At 50.0% G+C, this 20,674-nt stretch carries 17 protein-coding genes; 10 read left to right on the plus strand and 7 right to left on the minus strand.

From position 1 onward, the window contains the following. Window positions 1–9: 9 nt before the first annotated feature. The 7 genes from tusD to ACR64Q_RS07395 all read left to right on the plus strand — a co-directional run bounded on the left by tusD (window position 10) and on the right by ACR64Q_RS07395 (window position 4,862). Window positions 10–399, plus strand: a complete 390-nt coding sequence (gene tusD / locus ACR64Q_RS07365; RefSeq protein ID WP_313734112.1) for a sulfurtransferase complex subunit TusD — start codon at window positions 10–12, stop codon at window positions 397–399. Window positions 400–406: 7 nt separating this feature from the next. Then, window positions 407–763, plus strand: coding sequence for a sulfurtransferase complex subunit TusC (tusC, locus tag ACR64Q_RS07370; protein ID WP_313734113.1), 357 nt, complete (start codon window positions 407–409; stop codon window positions 761–763). 90 nt (window positions 764–853) lie between these two features. Beyond that, on the plus strand, window positions 854–1,438 hold the full coding sequence (locus ACR64Q_RS07375) for a PilZ domain-containing protein (protein ID WP_313734114.1): 585 nt from the start codon (window positions 854–856) through the stop codon (window positions 1,436–1,438). A 41-nt stretch (window positions 1,439–1,479) separates the two neighbouring features. Next, the gene (birA, locus tag ACR64Q_RS07380; protein ID WP_313734115.1) at window positions 1,480–2,469 is read left to right on the plus strand and encodes a bifunctional biotin--[acetyl-CoA-carboxylase] ligase/biotin operon repressor BirA; all 990 of its coding nucleotides are present in this window, start codon (window positions 1,480–1,482) and stop codon (window positions 2,467–2,469) included. Continuing rightward, entirely contained in the window at window positions 2,466–3,206 is a 741-nt protein-coding gene (locus tag ACR64Q_RS07385; RefSeq protein WP_313734116.1) for a type III pantothenate kinase, read from the plus strand. The genes birA and ACR64Q_RS07385 overlap by 4 nt, the downstream gene beginning before the upstream one ends. Before the next feature lie 221 nt (window positions 3,207–3,427). Beyond that, window positions 3,428–3,958: a hypothetical protein gene (locus ACR64Q_RS07390; protein ID WP_313734118.1), complete on the plus strand. Its 531-nt coding sequence runs from the start codon at window positions 3,428–3,430 to the stop codon at window positions 3,956–3,958. Window positions 3,959–4,349: 391 nt separating this feature from the next. Then, a complete protein-coding gene (locus ACR64Q_RS07395; protein WP_020482104.1) occupies window positions 4,350–4,862 on the plus strand; it encodes a hypothetical protein in 513 nt (170 codons plus the stop codon). 178 nt (window positions 4,863–5,040) lie between these two features. Here ACR64Q_RS07395 and ACR64Q_RS07400 read toward each other — a convergent pair whose 3' ends face one another. From ACR64Q_RS07400 to ACR64Q_RS07430, 7 genes are all read right to left on the minus strand, one after another. Next, window positions 5,041–5,679: a hypothetical protein gene (locus tag ACR64Q_RS07400; RefSeq protein WP_026604415.1), complete on the minus strand. Its 639-nt coding sequence runs from the start codon at window positions 5,677–5,679 to the stop codon at window positions 5,041–5,043. Window positions 5,680–5,917: 238 nt separating this feature from the next. Continuing rightward, window positions 5,918–8,068, minus strand: coding sequence for a hypothetical protein (locus tag ACR64Q_RS07405; protein ID WP_313734120.1), 2,151 nt, complete (start codon window positions 8,066–8,068; stop codon window positions 5,918–5,920). 688 nt (window positions 8,069–8,756) lie between these two features. Continuing rightward, a complete protein-coding gene (locus ACR64Q_RS07410; protein ID WP_313734121.1) occupies window positions 8,757–10,286 on the minus strand; it encodes a tetratricopeptide repeat-containing sulfotransferase family protein in 1,530 nt (509 codons plus the stop codon). 238 nt (window positions 10,287–10,524) lie between these two features. Continuing rightward, window positions 10,525–11,523: a hypothetical protein gene (locus tag ACR64Q_RS07415; RefSeq protein WP_483823434.1), complete on the minus strand. Its 999-nt coding sequence runs from the start codon at window positions 11,521–11,523 to the stop codon at window positions 10,525–10,527. A 410-nt stretch (window positions 11,524–11,933) separates the two neighbouring features. Then, on the minus strand, window positions 11,934–15,191 hold the full coding sequence (locus ACR64Q_RS07420; RefSeq protein ID WP_313734123.1) for a DUF3570 domain-containing protein: 3,258 nt from the start codon (window positions 15,189–15,191) through the stop codon (window positions 11,934–11,936). Next, the gene (locus ACR64Q_RS07425) at window positions 15,160–15,384 is read right to left on the minus strand and encodes a DUF4266 domain-containing protein (RefSeq protein WP_081607889.1); all 225 of its coding nucleotides are present in this window, start codon (window positions 15,382–15,384) and stop codon (window positions 15,160–15,162) included. Before ACR64Q_RS07425 ends, ACR64Q_RS07420 begins: the two co-directional genes overlap by 32 nt. A gap of 17 nt (window positions 15,385–15,401) precedes the next feature. Beyond that, complete coding sequence (locus tag ACR64Q_RS07430) at window positions 15,402–15,893, minus strand: TlpA family protein disulfide reductase (RefSeq protein WP_026604419.1); 492 nt, start codon at window positions 15,891–15,893, stop codon at window positions 15,402–15,404. A gap of 436 nt (window positions 15,894–16,329) precedes the next feature. Here ACR64Q_RS07430 and ACR64Q_RS07435 point away from each other — a divergent pair, with 436 nt between their 5' ends. The 3 genes from ACR64Q_RS07435 (at window position 16,330) to ACR64Q_RS07445 (ending at window position 20,648) form a co-directional block, all read left to right on the plus strand. After that, window positions 16,330–17,088 (plus strand): hypothetical protein, encoded by a 759-nt coding sequence (locus ACR64Q_RS07435; RefSeq protein WP_026604420.1) that lies wholly within the window; start codon window positions 16,330–16,332, stop codon window positions 17,086–17,088. A gap of 437 nt (window positions 17,089–17,525) precedes the next feature. After that, window positions 17,526–19,829: a cytochrome c peroxidase gene (locus tag ACR64Q_RS07440; protein WP_483823297.1), complete on the plus strand. Its 2,304-nt coding sequence runs from the start codon at window positions 17,526–17,528 to the stop codon at window positions 19,827–19,829. A 72-nt stretch (window positions 19,830–19,901) separates the two neighbouring features. Then, a complete protein-coding gene (locus ACR64Q_RS07445) occupies window positions 19,902–20,648 on the plus strand; it encodes a VPLPA-CTERM sorting domain-containing protein (protein WP_313734126.1) in 747 nt (248 codons plus the stop codon). Window positions 20,649–20,674 lie beyond the last annotated feature (26 nt).

Below are 20,674 nucleotides of genomic sequence, written 5' to 3' on the forward strand. Positions count from 1 at the left end.
TACAGCGCGATGAAATATGCCGTACAAGTTAATGCCAGTCCTTACGCCAGCAATGCCGGCCTGAATGCCTACCGGTTTATTCAGGCGGCGTTGGCGGCCGAGCACCAAATTCTGCGAGTATTTTTTTACAAAGAAGGTGTCTATCATGCTTTTCGGTATGCTCAGCCTCCGGAGGACGAATTCTCGATTACTCGACATTGGTCGGCTTTAGCTGAGCAATATGGCGTGGATTTAGTGGTATGCATCTCGGCGGCACAGCGCCGGGGTTTATTGTGTCTTGATGAGGCAGCGCGGCAGGGTAAGCAGGATGACGACACGGCGCCAGGGTTTCGGATAGCCGGTTTAGGGCAATGGCTGGAAGCCACATTGTTGGCTGACCGCAGTATTGTCTTCTGTTAACTGTGCAATGAAACGCTATTTATTCATCATGCGCCGCTTGCCTTACAGCGGTGGTCATCTGCAAGAAACTCTGGACGCAATTTTGACGGCCGCGGCCTTTGATCAGCACGTCGCATTACTATTTGTCGACGATGCCGTTTGGCAATTGAAAAATCAGCAGCAACCTGCTGGATTAGATTTAAAGGATACCTCGGCAATTTTCCAGGCCTTGCAAATTTACGACGTTAACGATTTGTACGTAGAAGAAGAATCTTTGCAGCTGGCCGGACTAACATCCATGGATTTGATCTTGCCTGCCGTCCGTCTGCCGCGCGCAGAAGTTAGCGGCTTGATGCGTAGTTACGACCTTACTATTTCCGATTGACGCTGCGGAATTAAACAGTTAAAGCCGCTTAAGCTAAAATTCTTTATTCGTAATATTACCCCACTTAAGTAGATCGAGGACGAGCACACCATGGCGGATGAAATTGAAGAAAAAAGGCGTTATTTTCGAGTCAACGACACGATAAATCTGCTGCATAAAGTCATCGACAAAAAACATGTCGATGCCTTGAGTCATGTCTCCAATGATGTATTGGGAAATTGTTCATTGACATCCGCGTTGGACGTTTTGGCGCAGGAAGCACGAATGTTGTCGCCGCGCCTGGAACGACGCGATCCGGAAATGTTCGAATATCTGAAGATCATCGACACCAAAATCAACCTGATCGCGCAAGCCATTAGCGCGCAGAGCGAAGAGTTTTCCGAACACGATACCCGCGAAGTAAGTCTCAGCGCGACTGGCTTGGCTTTTAGTAATGAAACACCCATAGAGGTTGGCGAGCTACTGGAACTGCGGATGCTGTTGACTTCGTGTATGGCGGTGATCGTGGCCTACGCGAGCGTCGTACAGTGTAAGGATATTTCAGGAGAAAGCCCGGAGCGGCCGTTTTCCATTTGCGTCGAGTACGTCAATCTCACTGAAGACGATAGAGAACTTTTGATCAAGCATGTCGTCAAGAAACAACTGCAACAATTGCGTGATAAAAACGAGTTTTAGCTGCGTAGTGCAGTTTTACAGAGCGTTCGGCAGGTTGGCGATTGATCTCTCCTAAACTCAAACAGTTGTTACACGTCCTGGCGGATGGTCAATTCCACTCCGGGACCGAATTGGCGGGCTTGCTGGGCGCTAGTCGTTCGGCTGTATGGAAACACTTAAGTGCGTTGTCCGAATTCGGTATCGAGTTACTAGCGGTTTCGGGTAAAGGTTACCGCTTGCAACACCCTTTACAGTTGTTAGATGAGCAGCAGATCGATCAGCACTTGGATGGAAATGCAAAATCATTGTTGGGTGAGCTGGAAATTCACGATCAGATTCACTCTACCAACACTCATTTATTGGAAAAGGCGCGGATGGGCGCTGGCATCGGCTCAGTCTGTCTGGCCGAACGGCAAACCGCCGGGAAAGGGCGGCGCGGTAGGTATTGGGTTTCGCCGTTTGGTCACAATATTTACTTATCGATTTTGTGGCGCTTCCAGGGTGGGCCGGCTGCGATCAACGGGTTGAGTCTGGCGGTCGGGGTAGCGGTAATCCGCGCGTTGCGAGGTTTCGGGATTGTTGATGTGGGGTTGAAATGGCCGAACGATATTTATTGGCGACAACGTAAATTGGCGGGGATTTTAATAGAAGTCTCGGGAGAAACCAGCGGACCTTGCCACGCGGTGATAGGTTTGGGTTTAAATGTGTATTTGCCGGCCCATGAAGGACAAGCTATCGAGCAGGATTGGGTCGATTTGCACGCCATTTTGGCCGAGTCGTTTCATGGTAAACGCAATCGGTTGGTGGGCGAGTTATTAAATCAGTTGTTACCCGTGCTGGCAGAGTACGAGACCCGTGCGCTGGGGCATTATCTCGACGAATGGCGTGGCTACGATGCCATGCAGGGCAAACAGGTCGATATTTTTATGCACGAGCAGAGCTTTAGCGGCGTGGTGGCGGGCATTGATGATCAAGGCCTGTTGTTGCTGGAACTCGCGGACGGCCAAACCCGCGTGTTTGCGTCCGGCGAAGTCAGTTTCCGGCGATTATGATTTTACTGGTCGATATTGGCAACTCCCGGCTGAAATGGACCCAGGCTGAGGCCGGTCGGCTTCAGCCGACTCAGTTCATGGATTATCGGCAGCCGGATTTCTCTGAAGGCTTGCGTGAATATTGGCTGAATATCCCAGCACCCAAGCAAATCGCTATTGCGTCGGTATCGGAAAATTCTTTGATCTTGTTGCTGGTCGAAATGGCGCGGTCAATATGGCCAGGTCTTGAAGTAATCATTCCGCAGTCTTCGCAAACCGCTTTTAACGTCAAAAATGCATATGCTCAGCCGGAGAAGTTGGGTGTGGACCGCTGGTTGGGATTGCAGGCGGCAAATCGTTATTATCCCGGGGATACGTGTGTCGTCGATTGTGGCACCGCTATCACAATAGATTTCGTCGAGAGCGATGGCAGGCATCTGGGTGGTTTAATTAGTCCGGGGTTGTTGCTGATGAAAAAATCCTTGGCAGACAATACCGCCGCGCTACCGTTTAGCGAAGATCAGGCAGATACAAGTTTGGCGGTTTTCACGTCTGCAGCTATCAATAACGGTACTTTGTTAGCTGCGACTGGCTTGGTAGAGGCTGCCTTGGCGCGTCAGCCCAAAGCGTATCAGTTGGTATTGAGCGGCGGCGATGGGGAGACCTTAGCTCGACACCTGGCCGTTCCAAGCATTGTAGACGGCGATTTGGTCTTTAAAGGCTTGCTCAATTATTGCCGAAATGAAAACGTCTCATGAAAGCGCTGTTTTTTTTGTTATGTCTGCTGAATGTCTTGTTTTTTTTCTGGAAGCTACATTTTGGTGCGCTGACGCCATCGCTCGAGCCAGTCAGCCACATTCCGGCCTTGCTAACGGTCAGCGAAAGACAATCGGCTAGGCGTGGAGCACAAATTTCTGCTTATCTGGACAACGCCGCCGCTGAAATACAAGCTAAGCAAGCGAAGGATATTTTGCAGCGCTTGAATCCGCCCCAAGCTGCTTTGATCCTCAAAACAAGCCCTCATACGCCTAAGCCAACTGTTTCCGAAAGGCAGAAAGCCGAGATCCATCATTGCTACGAGGCTGGGCCGTTCAGCGATCAGGAAGCGTTGCGGCGATGGGCCAATACCGAGCGTTTAACTGCGTTCAAAGCGGTAAACAAGTCGACCATTGTGGCGTCGGACTTCCAGGTTTATTACCCTGCTGGAAAAGATGCCGAGCAAATCCGTATCAATAAAATGATGTTAAAGGCCAAAGGATTTAACGATATCTGGCCGGTAACCGACGGTGATATCAAAGGGGCAATATCGCTCGGCGTGTTCAATGATCGGCAGCGCGCAACGCTATTTAAAAATCAATTGGCCGAGCAAGGCGTAAAAGCGGAAATAAGGCAGCGCAATAAACTCCGGGATGAATTGTTTATTCGCTTCGTCGGGGGCCATGGCGCAATTTTCAAGAACGTGGGCTACACGCGTGTGGCCGATTTAGACTGTGGAAATGCGTTGAAATAAGCGCCCGACGCTGACCGCATTTGCTACAGATGCTTTGACGGTCGTTGCGCCGGATGAAACAAATTTAGCTTCATCCGACTTTTTATGTCCGAAAAATTACCTTGTCTCAGTTCCAGACGCGTAACGCACCGATTTGGTGACTTTTTTACGCAAAAGGCAAAAATCACTCGTAACGTGTCGGTAATATTTACACTTTGCGATTGTTGTGGATATAACTTATTGAAAAAAAATGTTTTTAATTATGGCATTATATTTGCATTAACCTGTTTGGGTGGGTGTTTGTATATATCCACCCCCCTTCTTAGTTGGCATTGAGGAACAATTTCAACTACGGAGTAAGGTGGTCAAAAGGATGACCAATTGTTAACGTTAATTTAAATGGGGAATATCCATGAAAACGCTTTTATCTTTAAAACTTTGGCTTGCTGTTTGCCTATTTGCAGTTTCGACTGTAAGTTCGGCAGGCATCATTTGGGAATCTACTGACGGCGATAGCAATTTTATCTCCTTCGGTTCCAGTTCATTCCCATTTACTTCAAGTGACACCTTCGGTATCTTTTCTGCTACCGCTGATCTGGCTATTGATGCACCTGTTTACACTTTTAACGGTGTAGGCACATTTGCCTCTGCTAGCCCGTTTAAATTGGGTCTGTGGACAGCAAGCGGTTGGGTTAGCGAAGTCGGTAACTATGAATTGGGTGCTCCTAATACGTTCTTGTTGACCTTTGTAAAACCAGGCGTGGTCACCAGCAACTTGAGCTTTCTGTTTGGATTCGATCTGAAAGCCGCTGCTAATCAAAATCCTGTCACTAGCGTACCTCTCCCCGCATCGGTATGGTTTATGACAAGCGCTTTGATGGGCTTCCTGTATACCGGTCGTCGTAAAACGGCCGTTCAAGCTTAAAATTTTTGGGCTTTTTAAACCGGATGGAGTCGTGCTCCATCCGGTTTTTTTATGTCTGTTGAAAATCTCCAAGTTTATACCTCTAAATTCTCGCGATGGCGGGAGCTTTTAAATTGCCTGGCGCATCATTGTAGCCGATTGGCTCCCGCCTTCCCGGGAGCGACGTTTAACAGGCAAATCAACAACGGTCTTTCTTCACTGCTTTTCTGCTCAAGAACACGCCGACAGCGCTACCGAATAACCAAATTGGTGCAGGCAGCGGAACTGGCTGAACAGAGCCGGACACGGGCTTGAACGACACTAATCTCAACAAATCGCCATTTAGAAAATCGTTGTTCGCCGCCAAGGTAAAGTAACCGGAGCTGGTTGGTGCCGAGGAGCCGGCTTTGGCGTAAAGGTTAAACTCACCCGCGCCGCCGTCCCATCTGGCGCTTGTTCCCCAACCGCCACCTTGCGTCCACTGGCCCATCAATTGTTGGCTAAAGTCCAGTGTTTCGCCTGCGCTATCCCAGGTGGCAAAATCGAAATCCATCATCTGAAATGTGCCGTTTCCTAGGCCTCCCGTGGCGTTGGAAACGGTCAATGTGAAAGCCTTGATCACATCATTGTTGCTGAAATCAAGAAAAGTCGAGCCTGGATTGGGAATGAATTGGTCATCCAAGCTGATAAGGCCTTGCGCTGTGGCGGCGTTTCCGAATGCTAAGCCGCTGTAATCGAGGCTAAAAGTAAGTATTGCGGCGTGAGCGTTGCTGGCTGCACATAACGGGATAAGTGCGGTCAGGCTGTTTCTAACTAATTTTTTGAGCTGCTTATTCATCGTTGTTTTGGTTCATATTGAATAGGAGACCACTCCGGCCCGGCGGGCGTAGCAGTTGCCGGGCGAGTGGGTTTTGCTAAGTCGGTCTTTAAATTCCCTGGTGTCGCCATTCCCGTAAAAACTGGAATCCAGGTCCGCAACTAGGCTTTGGCGCTCGCAGAGGAGACTTTATTTAAAGGTCAGGTGAATAGCTTGCCGTAATGCCGGGACTGGAACATGTCAGTCCCGGCAGCAGAAGCTAACCGCCGCTGACTATCATGGCCCGCGCCTGATTCTTCAGATTAATCGCGTTTTGCATGAGCGTAGAGCGGTTTGGATAAAACTTATTCGTTGCTTGTGTTTCGTAATAAAGCGCTTGCTGCAATTTGTCCAACGCATCCGGATAGGGATTGATCACAGCTTCCTTGAGCACGTCGATAGCGTCCTGAGTATCGGCAATCGCCAGTTTCAAGGTTTTGACGCTTTGATCGCCGCTCAACGCCATCGCTTTTTGGTCCAAAAGATTAGAGCTGCGGATGTTTTCCAGCACGTTGATGGAGCGCAGGAATAAAGCGACGGCAATCACTTGCGACGAATCCAGTTTGCCTTGGCGGTTGGCTTTACTCGAGGTGAATGCGCCCGGCGAACTGTTAAATGCATCGGAACTGTAAAACGCCACAGTCTCTTCCAGTGTGGTCACACTGTTATTGTGGAAGAACGGCGCGGTATCGGCAGCTTCGATGAGTGATGGGGTGTTGAAGCGATTCAAACCATGGTGACCTGCGGGGCGCGTGGTGGTGCCGGCCGGTGCGACACTGCCGTCGCTGTAACAGGTTTCGTTAAAGTTCGGACCACAATCGGTTTGTAGTGTTTGTCCGAAACCGCCATCGTATGCCAGATTTGGATCGGCCAAATGATGCAACTGGTCGCGCATGCGCTCTACGCCGGTGTCGCGCGTTGGATTGGCATTGGTGGTGGAACTGATGCCGCCGGCGTTGGAGTGGCAGCCATTGCAGTTGCCGGTGGTGCCGAATAACACCGTACCGTCGGCAAGTTTCGGATTGTTTTTAGTGTTGAACAATAACAAGCCGTTTTGCACCAGCGGCGACTTGAAATACATATTGGCAAGATTGATTTCTTCGCTGCGGCCCAGGGACAGCATATAAGCTTCCAACGCATCCAGCTCGGCTTCGGTAGGCATTCTAAAGTCGATGTTTTCAGCGCGAATCAGGGTTTTCGGTAAGTGCTGTTTGATGGCGCCCTTAGCAAAATCTCGCAGCGACCCGCCGTCGGGTGCGCCGTCTCCCGACCAACCAATAGCATGCGTATGTGTACCGGATTGCTGTGCTTCGGGGTCGTGAGCGTTGAAATAATCCGTATCCTGAGTGAATTCGCCGTTGCCGTAGCCTGGGTTGATGGTTTTTTCAAAGGTTAAGGTGTTGGCTATACCCAGCAGATGCGACGAGCTACGCAGTACCGGTGGTCTATCGAAGCCATCGACATTGGCCACGAATAAGCCAAACTGTCTGAGCAGCGCAGGTTTTTCCAGATCGGCTAATACCGGATTGGTTTCGGCTACAAACAGCGGATCGGTTTTCGGCAGCTTGGCGATGTAACTGGGATCGATGGTATGGTTGTTGTCCGGCCTGTGGCAGGTGGCGCAGGTACGACCGTTGCCGTTAAAGGTTTGTTCGGTAAACAGCTGTTGCCCGGCGGCGATCAGTTGTGTCAGTTGTTCTGGAGAGGTGGCAGCCGAGGCAGTCACAGCCGCTTGCGCGGTTTTGGGTAATAAAAATTCGAACGCCGCTTGTGCGGGACGGGCGTTCTCTTCTGTCGTTACGGAGCCTACCGTTGCCGCCGGCCAATAGCGCTCGGTGTAATATAGCCGTTGCAGTAAGCTTGGCGAGCCGAATAACAGGCCGCCGGTTTGCGGTGTCTCTCCGGCCTTGGCAATCGCGACGGCATCCATCGTAAAGCCGGTGAAGCGGTCGCGGTCCAGTTGGGTTGTCAGTAAGTGTTTATTTTCATGGGCTGACAATGGGCCGATTTTGACCGCTTTGTCGTTTAGGTTATTGCCGGATTTGTGGTTATCCAGCAGCCAAACATCGTATTCTTCTTGATTGGATAAGCCGCTGACCGCCACTCTTAATTGGCCATTCACCAGATTCAATGCCGCTTCACCATTGGCAGCGGTAAATTGCCTGGATTGCGCTCGCGAAAAACCCAAGCCGACACGCAAAACCTCTAAGTTTCCTTGTTGTTCGTGCGCACTTTTCCAGCGCTCGTAGACTTTACTTAACGCATCGACATTGCCGTGGCCGGTGAAAGGGGCTTCCGGTTTGGGGGTGAGAGCGTAGCCCAAGGCGATTGCGGCGACAAAAGCCAAAGGAATTTTTAATTGTTTTTTCATGCTTATAATCCTGGGTTGAGCTAAATAAGGCTGATGCGGCGGACAACGACGGGATTTGATAGAAAGCACGGTTCCGGATGTTTCTGATCATGGTAACCAATTAAATTGTGTTCCAGCGCGGCATCCCCCAGGCAAAAGCAATAGCTATGCCTGATTGTGTTTTATAGTAAGCCGATAGAAAAAAACCATATAAATCAATGATAAGAAGTTATTGAGTTCTGGTTTTATCAGCCGTGAACAAGCATGAGCGGGTCGCTAGATGATTTTTTCGATATGTCAAACTTCTAGCTTTCGGATAAATGGGTCATATGCCCTATATCTGTGTTATATGACACAGTCATTTAGATTGCCGACGCTATAAGTACTTTAAGCTTTCGCTAAACAGTATGTTTTAGAGGCTTTTGACAGGAAATATTTTTTTGTATTGCAAATTCCAGCATGATTTCTCCGGTTTTTGGGTGTGGACTCCTCCGGTAGGCGCGTTTTGGCTATTTAGCGTGTCGGAAAATGGGTTATTTACCTTAAATTACAGATGCTCGAAGTTCTGCGGTCGGACTGAGTGGCTTGCGGCGCAACTGTTTTCAGTGGACGTGGATCGGCTGTTCCCGATTAATGGCTGGAAAATTAATCGCTTTGAGTAGGCCGGGGTTTCGGGACATGAATCCCGTTTCCCAGCCCTTAATTTAAGCTAGTTTTCGTAGCCAAACTCGTTTATGAATGGTTGCAGCTCAGGCAGGATGGTGGTGTATTCCGCTCGATAATGCTGCCAACGGCCAACTGATGATGAATATAAAGGTTGCGCGACCTGGCTAAAACTGGGGCTGGCGATGTACTTGCCGCCTGCTTTTTTATGGAATTCGGCGACCGCCGGATCCCACTCCAAACCAATAAAATCAAACACCTTTCGGAATGCCGGTTCGAAATCAAATACCGCGTCTTCGTATCGGAACTCGATAAAACGCATCGTTAATTTCGGTCTGATAGTCAGCCACCAGTCCATGACTTGCGCATAAAACCGGGCAGTACTTTCCCAGCTTAGTAATTGCACCGTTGATGGCGTCGGCAACATGGTTTGCATGAAGCAGCTCAAGCAAACGTCGCGCGGATCGCGCAGCAAAAATACCAGTTTGGCGTCCGGAAAAATGCAGTTGATCAAGCCTAGATCGATGGTGTTCATCGTCGTCTTATCCAGCAATAATCGGGTGCCGATCTTATCGCCGTACAAGGCGCGGGCCCGGTGCCAGTAAAACGCACGTAAGTGTTGTACGCCTGCTAAATCAAGTTTGCGTAGTTGCTCGGCGACGTGACCTTGTCCATTCGACATTCGCTTAAGTTCCTTCGCCATCGAGATAACCAGATCGGTTTCGTCCGCAACAAAAATTTCCGGATGGGCGGCCAGCACTTCCTGGGTTAGGGTAGTGCCGGTACGCATAAAGCCCAACAGAAAAACCGGCGCGGGTTGGTCGGCTGGAAACTCGGTATGGGTCCAGCGTCCCAGTAGTTCGCTATCAAATTCCGTCTTATGTGTTTCCAGCATTTTTGGAACTAAGCTGGCGTCTTGGCGTTTTACTTCCGGCAGGCGCGGCGCCTGTTCGGCGGCTGCATGCAAATGCGGGAAAACCTGATCATATTGTCCAAGTTTGTCCAGAATCCGAGCCAGCTCTTTATTGGCTCGGAACCTTTCTTCGGTGGTCAATAAGGCGTTTTGCAATACCTTTTCCAAACGTTGTTTGGCTTCTTGGTTCAGGCCATCGGCAGCTTCCAGAGTGGCGAGTAAAATCGACAGTACTGCGCTGTTCGGCGCCAATTTCAATGCCTGTCTACCGGCTGCGAGGGCGGGTTTTTTCTGATTTAGACGAGAGTAGGTCAAGGCCAGCAATTGATAGCCGCGCAATTGCCCCGGATTAATTTGCACGGCTTGTTTGCATAGTTCCAGCGCACCGGGAAAGTCATTCCAATACTGCAATTGGTCGACCATATCCAGGGCCAAACCGATGTCGCGGCTTTTCCGGGCTTTTTTTAAAAGCAGTTGCCCGGACTGATGAAGGTGTGCCAAACCTTCCTCGCGCTTCCCTAGCCAGCATAGCGATTGTCCCAGGCAAGCCTTGATTTGCGGATCTTTAGGGCTATCCTCGTCCGCCTTGCTAAACCATGCCACGGCTTCGCTGAAGTTCTTCTGTTGGACGGCGGCTTGGCCGAGTTGCATGAATGGGGTCATGATGAGTATGGTTTGCTAATTCAAGCTTCAAAAAAGGTTTGTGAGATGGCGTTCGGTGAATACCTCCCATTTGTTTTTGATATTTTACTTTAGGGGCGGGAGCGTGTGTCACTCAGGCGTAAGAGCCAATGAAAAATGATTCTGACGACTTTGTTATGTCATGATTTTTGCGCAGATACCTGCTCGGCCGCGCATGGGGCCGGCCGAACAGGTTTATACCGTCTAATGGCTTTTAGTGTTATGCCAGTGCGCGTTTACGACGTTGCAGGCCAATAAAACCAGTCAACGCGCTACCAAATAACCATACCGCGCCCGGCACAGGAACGGCCGCAATTGTCAGCTGATAGTCGTTGCGGGTTTCTATCCAGTCGCCTGCTTGAAAGCCGCCCAACATGATGGTGTATATTTTGCCGGCCTCGGCGGTGAATGTAGCACTATTTCCTACAACATCATCCAGTATCAGAGCGGTGAGTCCACTGCCGCCAAATGGATTGGGGTCGGTAATTTGGGTAGCATTATTACCTACGGCTTGCGCGCTGGCTGGGTCTATCGAATGCCATGCACCGTGGTGAGAATAGTTGGTAGTTCCGGTATTTTTGCCTTCAAACACCGTAAAGCCATAATCGGGCGTTTCGTTAAGGGAGCCGTTACCCAGCAGGCTGGAAATCGAAAGGGTAACAGTCTGAGTGACGTTGGACTTGAACAAACCGATGTCGGTGTCGTGTTTCCAGCCGTCGCTGGCGCCGTCATGCCAAGCTCCTTTTGCGGTATCGATATCCGCGTAGTTGAACGTCGTGCCGTCCGACAGGACTGTGCCGCCGTAACGGGTGTTGGAATCCAGTCTGGATACTACTGCGGTTTCGCCGGCACCGATGACCGCCGTCCAGTTTAATGTCTGTGTGCCTGAATAATTGAAGTTCGCATCGGTACGCGCATCGTTACCAACCCAGGGCACGGCCGCATTGCCTGCGCCTCCAGAGGTGATTTTTGTTGGGTTGTTGCTGGTAGTAGGGCCATTGCCGCAGGTGCTGCCGGCTGTACCGCACGCATTAGTGCCGGTTCTCATCCAGCCATCCGTTCCGTTGCCACCGGACACCAGCGCGTTAGGCGCGGAACGGTCATGGTTGAACGCGTTATAAGAGACAGTGGCCGCGGCGGCGTCTGAGCTGGAAACAGCGGTGATGGCGATGCCGGTCATAGCAAAAGCAATGGCCTGAGATAACTTGGTTTTTAGCATGTAATTCCTCGCAATAAAATATGTTTGCCGACTGGAAAGGGGGAGGGTGTGCCGGCCTTAGGTATATTTAGAAGCATGTATGGCGGCGCTGAAGCTGTTGTAAAAGCTTATTAACAACGACGAACAATTTATGTCTTCTAAGCAATGTGTCTGGGTTAGACACATTGCGTTCAAAGCACATAGTGTGCCATTCGTAACATAATGAAATATAAGAAAATAAACGCCTTTTGCTGTTTGAGGTGTGTGATATGCCGCACTTTGCGTGAAATGGCCTAATTTCAACAGGAACGCTATTCATGTTCTCGCTGAAGGGTGTTTTAGCAAGCTGCCTAGCGAACGGTTATGATTTTTGTGAGAAATATCGGGGTATCTGACCCAGGGTGTAAAACGGGGCTAATCGGGCGGCACGGTCAAAAGCCGAAAGTCCACGTCGCATTCAAGGTGCCTTCCCTTTCCAGTTGGTGCCCGTTGAAATCGGTAGCAATCGGTTGCTGCCACTCGATGCTGAAACTGTGGCCGGCAAGTGGGCCGTCTGGCAGGGTGGCGTTTAAACCCAAACCGACGTCCCAAAAGCGTCCGCCATAGTTGCCGGGATGGTCCACTGTCGAGTTCAGCGAATGACTGCGGTTGAATTGACCCTTGATCGCACCTTGTTCGGAATAAATGCCGCGAACCGATGTAGAAAGCCAATCTAATATTTTGTAACTACCCCAAGCGGTGGATTGGAATGCGTCGCCCAGAGCATAACCAACACGATTCCTATCTTGCAGGCGTTTGATGCCACTCATTTGTGCGCCCCAAGACCAGTCTGCAAATTGACCGGTGTAGGTCAAGCTGGGTCTTAAATCCCAAGTGCCGCTGCCGAGCTGCATCCCATAATCCTGGACTTGGCTGGTCAGGGCGTCTTGCCCATCGACGGTGACTTCGTTACTGCCGGTGGGAGCGCTGACGCCGAGTCCTACATGAAGGTGATGGTTGGGCGTGTCGAAGGCTTTGAACATGGCGGTCATAATGGTATCGCCCAGGCCGCCGCTACTATGGCCGCTGCCATGTTCATTACTAGCGGTGGAACCGGGAATGTTCGATAGCGACATTTTCATGTCCATGATTTGCGGCATCAACATCAAATTCAGCCAATCGGTGGGTGCATACATGATGTCCAGCATGTGCATATTCATGCTCATTTCACTGGGACGCGAGGCGCATTGGTAGTTGCCGCAGGCTGAGTTCAACAAAGATGCGTCGTCCACCGTGCTCGAGCCAAATTGCATGCCGCCGGTTTGATTGGTGTAGGCGTACCGGTAGCCGACCATCAGCTCACCGGGCGTATTCATCATATGGCCGAACATAACGCCGGCGGGTAGTGGTGCGCCGTGGTTATGATGCAGGTGATGGGCATGTTCGCCGGCTTGCGAGCTTAGCGCGGACAGGTTGACGTTCAATCCGCCGTGTACCATGTAATAGCTGTAGTCGGCGTAACTGTTATCCAGACCTCCACCTAATTTCAAACTGCTTTGCCGGGTGTAATACTCAAAGCCGGCATCCAGTGTCACACCTTTATTGAATTGTTTGCTGAAGGTAATCCCGCCGCTCAACGCGCCAAAATCCGCCAGGCGAAAATCGCTGGAATAATGTCCATCAGCGCGCGGCGCCAAAAAATACGGCGCAAAAAATTCGGCTTGCGACTGTGAGTAATAACGAAAGCTCGGCGTGACGGTAATGCCCATCGGTAAGGATTGATACCATTTGAGCTCCGCGGTGTGCGAATTTACCCCCCAGTCGTCCGCGTAAAATCGGTAATCAAAATGCACCGAGGCATCCAGGGAGGGAATATATTGGTTGATGCGGTTGGAAATAGACCATTGATTGCGTAGGTCCGGTCTGACTTCCCGAAACAGCTCGGTACCGACCATTTCCAGTTTGGTGATGGCGTTCCAGTCGATGGACGCACCATTAGAGCCTTGATAGATTTGATAGTATTCTTCCGGCGTCACTTCGCCGCGGATGTACACGTATTTGTACGGGTTGCTCAAATAGCCGTTTTGCCGCGTGTAGCTGGCAGACGAATGGAACAGTGTGTTTTTGCTTAAAATTTGCGAAAAACCTAGATTAAAACCATGGGATGCGCTGGTCTCATTCAGTGCTTGATAATTGGGGGAATTGTCATTGTCGCCATGCGTGTGTTCGTCGGCTGCGCCGTGGGCGGCGTCAGTGCTTCGCGTAATTTGATTGCTGGAAACATTGTAACCGGCGGATACGGTACTTAGTTTGTTGTTAAATTCGTGGCTTAAAGTCACTGAGCCGAAATTGGAAATAAAGTCAGGTTCTTCGGACATGCCGCCGGAAAACGCCAGGGTGTTGTCGTCAAAATAATATTTGCCGCTGAAAGTCGGCATGGTGCGGGTTTCCAGCGGTTGTTGTTGATATTTTTGGACGATGGAGGACATCGGCGGAATCATCCGATTCAGGACATTTCTATACGCATCGATCACCAACTGTTGAAACAAGTTGGCCTGCATGGCATTAATCGCTGAGACTTGTTGATTGTATTGGGCAATTGTCGCGGCGTCGGCCCCAGTCAGCCGGGAATAACTGACGTCATCGAGGCGCATTTTGTAGGGCAGTCCGGGGGTTACAAATGAATCAGGCTCGCCAACAAAATGAATCCAGACCGCGTAAATGTTTTTAAAGTCGTTCCCAAGCACCATGATGCCGTTAAAGCTGTCCGCGCTGGTATTGTTAACACTTTTGTAAGCTGCCCGTGTCGCATAGTTGGTGCCGTCTCCACTGGATAAATTGACATTTTGCGCTTGGCTGAAGCCTAAAATTTCCCAAGCACCTGTTCTCCTATTGCCATTTGCTATCCCCCAAGGTGCGGAAAAACTCATGGAGTTTAAATCGAACGCCTGTCCGTCCTGAGCGCGAATATAAATTCCTGAAGAGTCGTTGTGATAAGCCACTTCATAGAGTGGAGTGACGCCGTCAGCGGCAAAATTATTCAGTTCCTGATGCAGATGGTTGGTTGGATTGGCATCGCTGACCACGCCAGTCACAAACCCGGACTCTGCGTAGCAATCCGTGCAGACGCCCGTTGCGGCAATATTGGCATGACCGCCGTAAGCCGCTTGGCTCATACCATCGAAGTTTAAAGTGCCGTTGCTGGGCGATGGCGCTATCGAAAGCCCCGCCTGATCTTTAAGTGCATTAATCGTGGATAAAATTTGCGCCTGTCCTGGATCGTAAACATCCTTAAAGGCTTGGAAATTGTTTAGCCCGGCTGGGGTGGTGAGTGTTGCCGCGCTAACTCCGGCCGAAGCGGCCGAGACAATATCCACCAGGCTTAACACGCCATCATCGTAATTGAGCTGGTTTGCCATGGCTGCCGGCATACTAAATGCCGGCGTTGCCCCGCTGTAGGTGTCCCGGTCTATGCTAAACGACAACTCAAGCGTGTCCTTATAAGGCACGGTAAAGTCGGCGTGATAGACGTCAACCGCCATGCGATTATCGCTTTCCTGATAGTGGCCGTATTGAAAATTGGCTTCCGCTTGCGCAGCGGGTGTGGCGCCGTGGGCTTGGAGCCCTGGCAGTGCCAGAGCGGCTGAAGTCAGCGCGGCAAGCGCCTTGTGCTTATCGCTAGTTACAGCCACAGCCGCCACCACTGCCATTCAACCCGCCTTGAGACGCTTCCTTGCTAGTGAAAATATGGTCGCGGAAATGGCTTAAGTTCGGTTTAGGATTAAGCGCCATATCTCTTTTAGCTAGATTGCCCCTTTCCCAGGGCGAAACTTCGGCGCATCCTGCAAGTGCGCAAATGCCGCACATCAATAGCGCCTTAAAAAGTCTATTCAACTGGTCCATTGTTGTTCTAAAAGCCCTTACTGGCTGAGTAAAGATTTGATTTGCTCTCTGAGTAGCGCCTGATCGCCATCGCGGAAGCCCAAATGTACTTTTCTAACGATGCCGGATTTGTCGAGCAGGTAAGAAGAGGGCATGGCTTTAACGTCATATATTTTCGGGCACTCGCCTTGCGGGTCGAAGGCAATGGGGTAATTCACTTGATGCTCGCTTAAAAATTGGCTCACGGTGTCGCGGTCTTCATCGAGATTAATCGCTACGACCTCAAAGCCGTCCTTGCCCAGTTCCTCGTATAGACCATTGAAAAAAGGCATGGATTTGATGCAGGGAGGGCACCAAGTCGCCCAAAAATCCAGTAAAACCACCTTGCCTTTGAAGTTGCTTGGATCGACTGATAGTTTGGTCTCTGAGAATACGGCCGGACATGCCGGAGCGGGTTGGCCCAGTTCAGCTGCGGTTGTGGAAAAACTACCAAGCAATAATAACGGGAAGAAAAAAAGCGCTTTATTCATAAGTTGCAAAGGGGATAGGAATTGATTCCTCTAAGCAGGAACCGTACCTATTTAAGATTTGGTGGGCAGATAAGCGGGTTGTGCTTGGGTTTAGCGAGAAGCCATTGAGATTTGGGTGGTGTTCAGGCTCACGGGCTGATTCTTGGCAGGGGTGGTGCGGGGCATATCAAGCACTATGCATGAGTTATTTAACATAGTTCATTTTATTAGCATCCTTACTGAGTTGTTTTTGCGGAGGTATTCGACGTTTTTCGTTATGATTATTAAAGGGTTAAGGAATGTGGTCTGGGTTTTGCTTTGGAGTTTTTACGGGGATTGTTAGGAAATGGCGATTGCGTTGTCAATCGTTCAGTAATTCTTTGAAATTTTTAAGTCAAAGGATGATGTTAGAGCAAATTTCAAATTTTAAAATTAACCCAAGAAAGGAGATTTGATAGTGAATCAATTAACAACAATCAGTGCGTTACTGCTTGCCGGTATGGCGTCGGTTTCAGGCGCTGCTTCCGCGGCAACTACTACCACCACCATTAACTTCGATGGTTTGAATCAAGCGGCCTATGGCGGTCATGCCAATACCTCGGCAACAGGTGTTTGTGCTGACTGTTATGCGGAGTCCGGTTTTGTGTTGGGTGTGGTTAGCGATGCGAATCCGACTAATCACCTGCACCAGGAGTTGAACGATATTGCGCCGGATGGCGTCACTCCGTTGTATGAAGTGGCATATCACAACGACTCTTCAGGTATCTACATGCGAGCTGTTGATGGCAGTTCGTTTTCATTGACGCAAATGGATTTTCATTCACCTTGGGGTATTTCGAACGGCAACAGACGTTCAGGTTCGTGGGAGATTTTGGGTTTCAGTCAACCGGATAACGCCGCTTTGTCTAGCGGAGACGGTACCAATTACGCAACTCGGGTCGCTTATCAGACTCTCGCAAATACCGCTACGGATAATTTCGACGGTACCTTGGTGTTAAATAGCGGATTCCAAAATATCAGTGCTTTCTGGATCCATTTTATCGGTGAGCCCGATTCGTTCGTGACAGCTGGACTGCCGTACAAAATGCGTTTGGACAATGTCGTGATTCAACAGACTGCGGCTGCGGTACCTGTGCCTGCTGCTGTCTGGATGTTTGGTAGCGGTTTGCTGGGTCTGCTGTCTTTTGGAAGAAAGAAGAATTCATTGGCAGCCTAAGCCTGCTATTAACCCGGCCCTATTTACCACTGGTATTTCGTTAGGGCCGGGCTAGTCGAGGCCCAGGCTAGTGTGTACTTCAACAGGCAAGGGCATTAAGGCAAGTAGTATTTAAGGGCAGGGTTAATCAACGATCTATTGCTCTGCGTTTGACGGGGTGGCGGTAACGCCACCCCTTTTTTTTGATCAGATTTCAGGAGTTAGTGGCATCGTTTTGCGCTTGCCGGCTCTATCCGCCGTCTGCTCGATTCTTGATTCGGTATTTGCCTGGATGTTTCGAACAAATTGTGTCAAATGACGCATTGTCCACTTCAGAAGCGCTGTTGGAAGAGTTGAGATCAATATAACCACATGTTTTGAATAGTAATTGTGTAAATGGTTTTATTTTTGCTTATTCACTTCAAATTCAAAAAAGTTTGCATTTAGACGAGGTAATTATGCGAGTTACGAATAAATTGGGCTGGACAACCGCGGGCTGGTTATTTTGGTTGCCAATTGCTTTTGCGCACGGGCCGCAGCCGATGCCGTTGCAGAACGTGCCGATACCCAAGGTTTTAGGGACGTTGGGCGAGTTACCGGTAAATTTTTTACCTACGGATGGTCGCGACCCTATCGTCGTAGACAAACAAAAGGCGATTGCTTTGGGTAAGGCCTTGTTTTGGGATGTCAATGTCGGCAGCGATGGCATGGCATGCGGATCCTGCCATTTTCATGCCGGCGCCGATAACCGGGTGAAAAACCAAATGAACCCTGGGCTTAAAGGTACAACGGCGACTGCTGAAACTTTTGAACGTTTACCTTCCAGTATCGATAGCGGTGGTCCCAACTACACGCTTAAAACCACGGATTTTCCAACCTTTCGTTTTAATGACCCTTTAAATAAGGCAAGCGGTGTGTCTTTTGCAACCGATGATGTCGTTTCGTCATCCGGCACATTCAGCGGTAATTTTACCGGCGTATCGAAATTTACCGGCGAGCAAGATCAATGCGCCCGCTCCGCCGACCCGATATTTCATGTCGATGGTACCGGAACCCGCAGGGTGGAGCCCAGAAACGCCCCGACAGTGGTAAACGCTATTTTCAATCACCGAAATTTTTGGGATGGGCGGGCCAATAATACCTATAACGGCGTTAGTCCCTGGGGCGACCGCGATCCCGACGCGGGCGTTTGGGTTAAAACCGGTGCCAGAAGCGCCGCCAAACAGAAGCTTAGGCTGGAAAATGCGTCACTCGCGTCTTTGGCTATGGGGCCGGCATTAAGTGACGTCGAGATGTCATGTGTCGCTCGCAAATGGCCCAACATAGGCAGAAAGTTGCTATTGCGCCAGCCCCTGCAAGGCCAGAAAGTGCATCACCAAGATAGCGTGTTGGGCGCACTCAGTTTGAGCACGCCGGGCAGTCTCAAGCCCGGTTTGAATACAACGTATAAAAACATGATTATGGGGGCTTTCAACCCGAAATTCTGGTCATTCAGTTCGACGGGCCCGTTCGGTGCGCCGGCGGGGCAAGAGCCTTACAATCAAATGGAAGCCAATTTTTCGATGTTCTTTGGTATCGCTTTACAGCTGTATCAAGGCACTCTGGTTTCCGATCAGGCACCGATTGATTTGACCCCACGCGATCCGATTACACATTTGCCGACCTGGGAGGGCATGGGTAAAACGCAGGCGGAGATCGATTCTTTAAACAACGGCTTGGCAACATTCACCAACAATCACTGTAATTTGTGCCACTCAGGCCCGGCTTTGACTACCGCGGCGATTACGTTGAATAGTACGCTGGTCGACGGAACGCTTAATGCTTTCTATGGTAGCGATCTTTCAATACCGTATGGGCCGGACGGTCTGGGACCGGATGCCGGTGCTTACGCAGCCGGGATCAGTCCGCACGTCAGCGTGGTAACTCGTAATACTACTGTCGGTGGTATCAAACTCATGGATCTTGGTTTTGCCAACACCGGCGTGGCGGATCCGGCGGCTGATCCCGGTCTGGGTGCTTTAGACGATTTTGGTAACCCCTTGTCATATTCAGATCAATATGTTCAGTACTTGCTGGGAAATTACTCAAACGTCAAAGACAAAGTCGTAAAAAGCGTGCGCAGCTGCGATTTTCTGGTCGAGATTGCCAAAAATGTTACGACAACCAACCTTGTCACATTCACGATCCCCAATGGCATTCAAGCGGATGGCGCTAGGGAAGGCGTGCTGAAAAATCAGGATTGCATCAACGATTTTGCGTTAAAGGGCAACATACCGACCATTGCCGCAGCCAATGCATCGCTAACGTCGGCGCCGTTAAAACTGGGGGTCGCCAAGAAAGCGACCTTTAAAATACCGGGTTTACGGAATATCGAGCTGACTGGCCCGTATATGCATAACGGCAGCATGTCAACGTTGGAGCAGGTTCTTGAGTTTTATTCTAGAAAAGGCAACAACGACAATCCGGATAGACATACCTTGGTTTCGAATATCGCCTTGGCAAATGCGCCCGAGCAACGTGCCGACTTGCTGGCGCTGTTAAAAAGTTTTACCGATGAGCGGGTGCGTTATGAAAAAGCGCCTTTCGACCATCCGGAAATCAAAGTACCCAACGGGCATGCTGGTGACCATATTTCGGTGACGGCCGGTAATCCGCTGAGCGCTGAATTGGCTACCGAAGAATTTCTGGTGATTCCGCCGGTAGGGGCAAACGGTTCGCAAGCTCCGTTGTTACCGTTTGAGAGCTATTTGCAGGCCCCTTAATTTAATTATGCGATCCAAGCCGGCATATCCCCGGCTTGGATGCGGATTATTCAGTTGCACTAGGAATAAGAAATGAAAAACTTGAGTAACAAACAAAGACTTTTCAGCAGTTTGATGGTTTTGGTTTTACTAACGCTTGGCCAAAACGCGCAAGCGAGCAGTTCGTTCGATAGTCAAGCGACTATTTCGTTTGATGTCAGTGGAATAGGGAGCGGTGTGACGGCAACGAGCGCCTATGCACCCGCGGATGCGTCGTATTCCTATATTTTTACAGCCCCAGAGAGTGTTGGTGCGATTTTACCGGCTGCTGCTAACGCAGTGGCGCTGCCCTCGCTTGGTTTCGGAGTCGCGCATACGTTTGCGGTCAATGGCTACGCATCAGCTGGGAGCTTTACTTCGCAGCATGTCGGTTGGTATCAGCTGGATTTTTTAAATGAAAGTGCTCAGGATCAACAAATAACGCTGACAGTGAATTACACGCTCCAAGCCTTTACACAGGGTGATGCGAATACGGATGCGATTCTTGATTTTTGGGATACATTTTCACCGCAATTAGGTAATGCATTTTTCAATAACGGCATGCTCAATGTAACGTCTTATGACCCTGCCTTGGCGATTGCCGGCGATGAAAGCTTTATAACTTACACCTTTACGCTAGGGCAGGGTGAAGCCAGGAGTTTTTTTACGGATGTGACAATAGCCGGGAATTTGCAGCCAGCGGCGGTGCCGCTCCCTGCCGCTGTCTGGTCATTCTTAGCAGGTTTGATGGGTATATTGGGTGCTAAAAAACGCAAAAAAATACCCGTCAAGTTTGCTTAGAACTCTTTTGTATAGTCAACAGGGTT

The organism is Methylomonas sp. 2F7, from assembly GCF_057126975.1.

What these genes read in the sequence shown, in the direction of transcription:
- tusD (WP_313734112.1), top strand. Translation starts at nt 10, where the DNA reads ATGAAATATGCCGTACAAGTTAATGCCAGTCCTTACGCCAGCAATGCC.
- tusC (WP_313734113.1), top strand. Translation starts at nt 407, where the DNA reads ATGAAACGCTATTTATTCATCATGCGCCGCTTGCCTTACAGCGGTGGT.
- ACR64Q_RS07375 (WP_313734114.1), top strand. Translation starts at nt 854, where the DNA reads ATGGCGGATGAAATTGAAGAAAAAAGGCGTTATTTTCGAGTCAACGAC.
- ACR64Q_RS07385 (WP_313734116.1), top strand. Translation starts at nt 2,466, where the DNA reads ATGATTTTACTGGTCGATATTGGCAACTCCCGGCTGAAATGGACCCAG.
- ACR64Q_RS07395 (WP_020482104.1), top strand. Translation starts at nt 4,350, where the DNA reads ATGAAAACGCTTTTATCTTTAAAACTTTGGCTTGCTGTTTGCCTATTT.
- ACR64Q_RS07400 (WP_026604415.1), bottom strand. Translation starts at nt 5,679, where the DNA reads ATGAATAAGCAGCTCAAAAAATTAGTTAGAAACAGCCTGACCGCACTT.
- ACR64Q_RS07405 (WP_313734120.1), bottom strand. Translation starts at nt 8,068, where the DNA reads ATGAAAAAACAATTAAAAATTCCTTTGGCTTTTGTCGCCGCAATCGCC.
- ACR64Q_RS07410 (WP_313734121.1), bottom strand. Translation starts at nt 10,286, where the DNA reads ATGACCCCATTCATGCAACTCGGCCAAGCCGCCGTCCAACAGAAGAAC.
- ACR64Q_RS07415 (WP_483823434.1), bottom strand. Translation starts at nt 11,523, where the DNA reads ATGCTAAAAACCAAGTTATCTCAGGCCATTGCTTTTGCTATGACCGGC.
- ACR64Q_RS07420 (WP_313734123.1), bottom strand. Translation starts at nt 15,191, where the DNA reads ATGGCAGTGGTGGCGGCTGTGGCTGTAACTAGCGATAAGCACAAGGCG.
- ACR64Q_RS07425 (WP_081607889.1), bottom strand. Translation starts at nt 15,384, where the DNA reads ATGGACCAGTTGAATAGACTTTTTAAGGCGCTATTGATGTGCGGCATT.
- ACR64Q_RS07430 (WP_026604419.1), bottom strand. Translation starts at nt 15,893, where the DNA reads ATGAATAAAGCGCTTTTTTTCTTCCCGTTATTATTGCTTGGTAGTTTT.
- ACR64Q_RS07440 (WP_483823297.1), top strand. Translation starts at nt 17,526, where the DNA reads ATGCGAGTTACGAATAAATTGGGCTGGACAACCGCGGGCTGGTTATTT.
- ACR64Q_RS07445 (WP_313734126.1), top strand. Translation starts at nt 19,902, where the DNA reads ATGAAAAACTTGAGTAACAAACAAAGACTTTTCAGCAGTTTGATGGTT.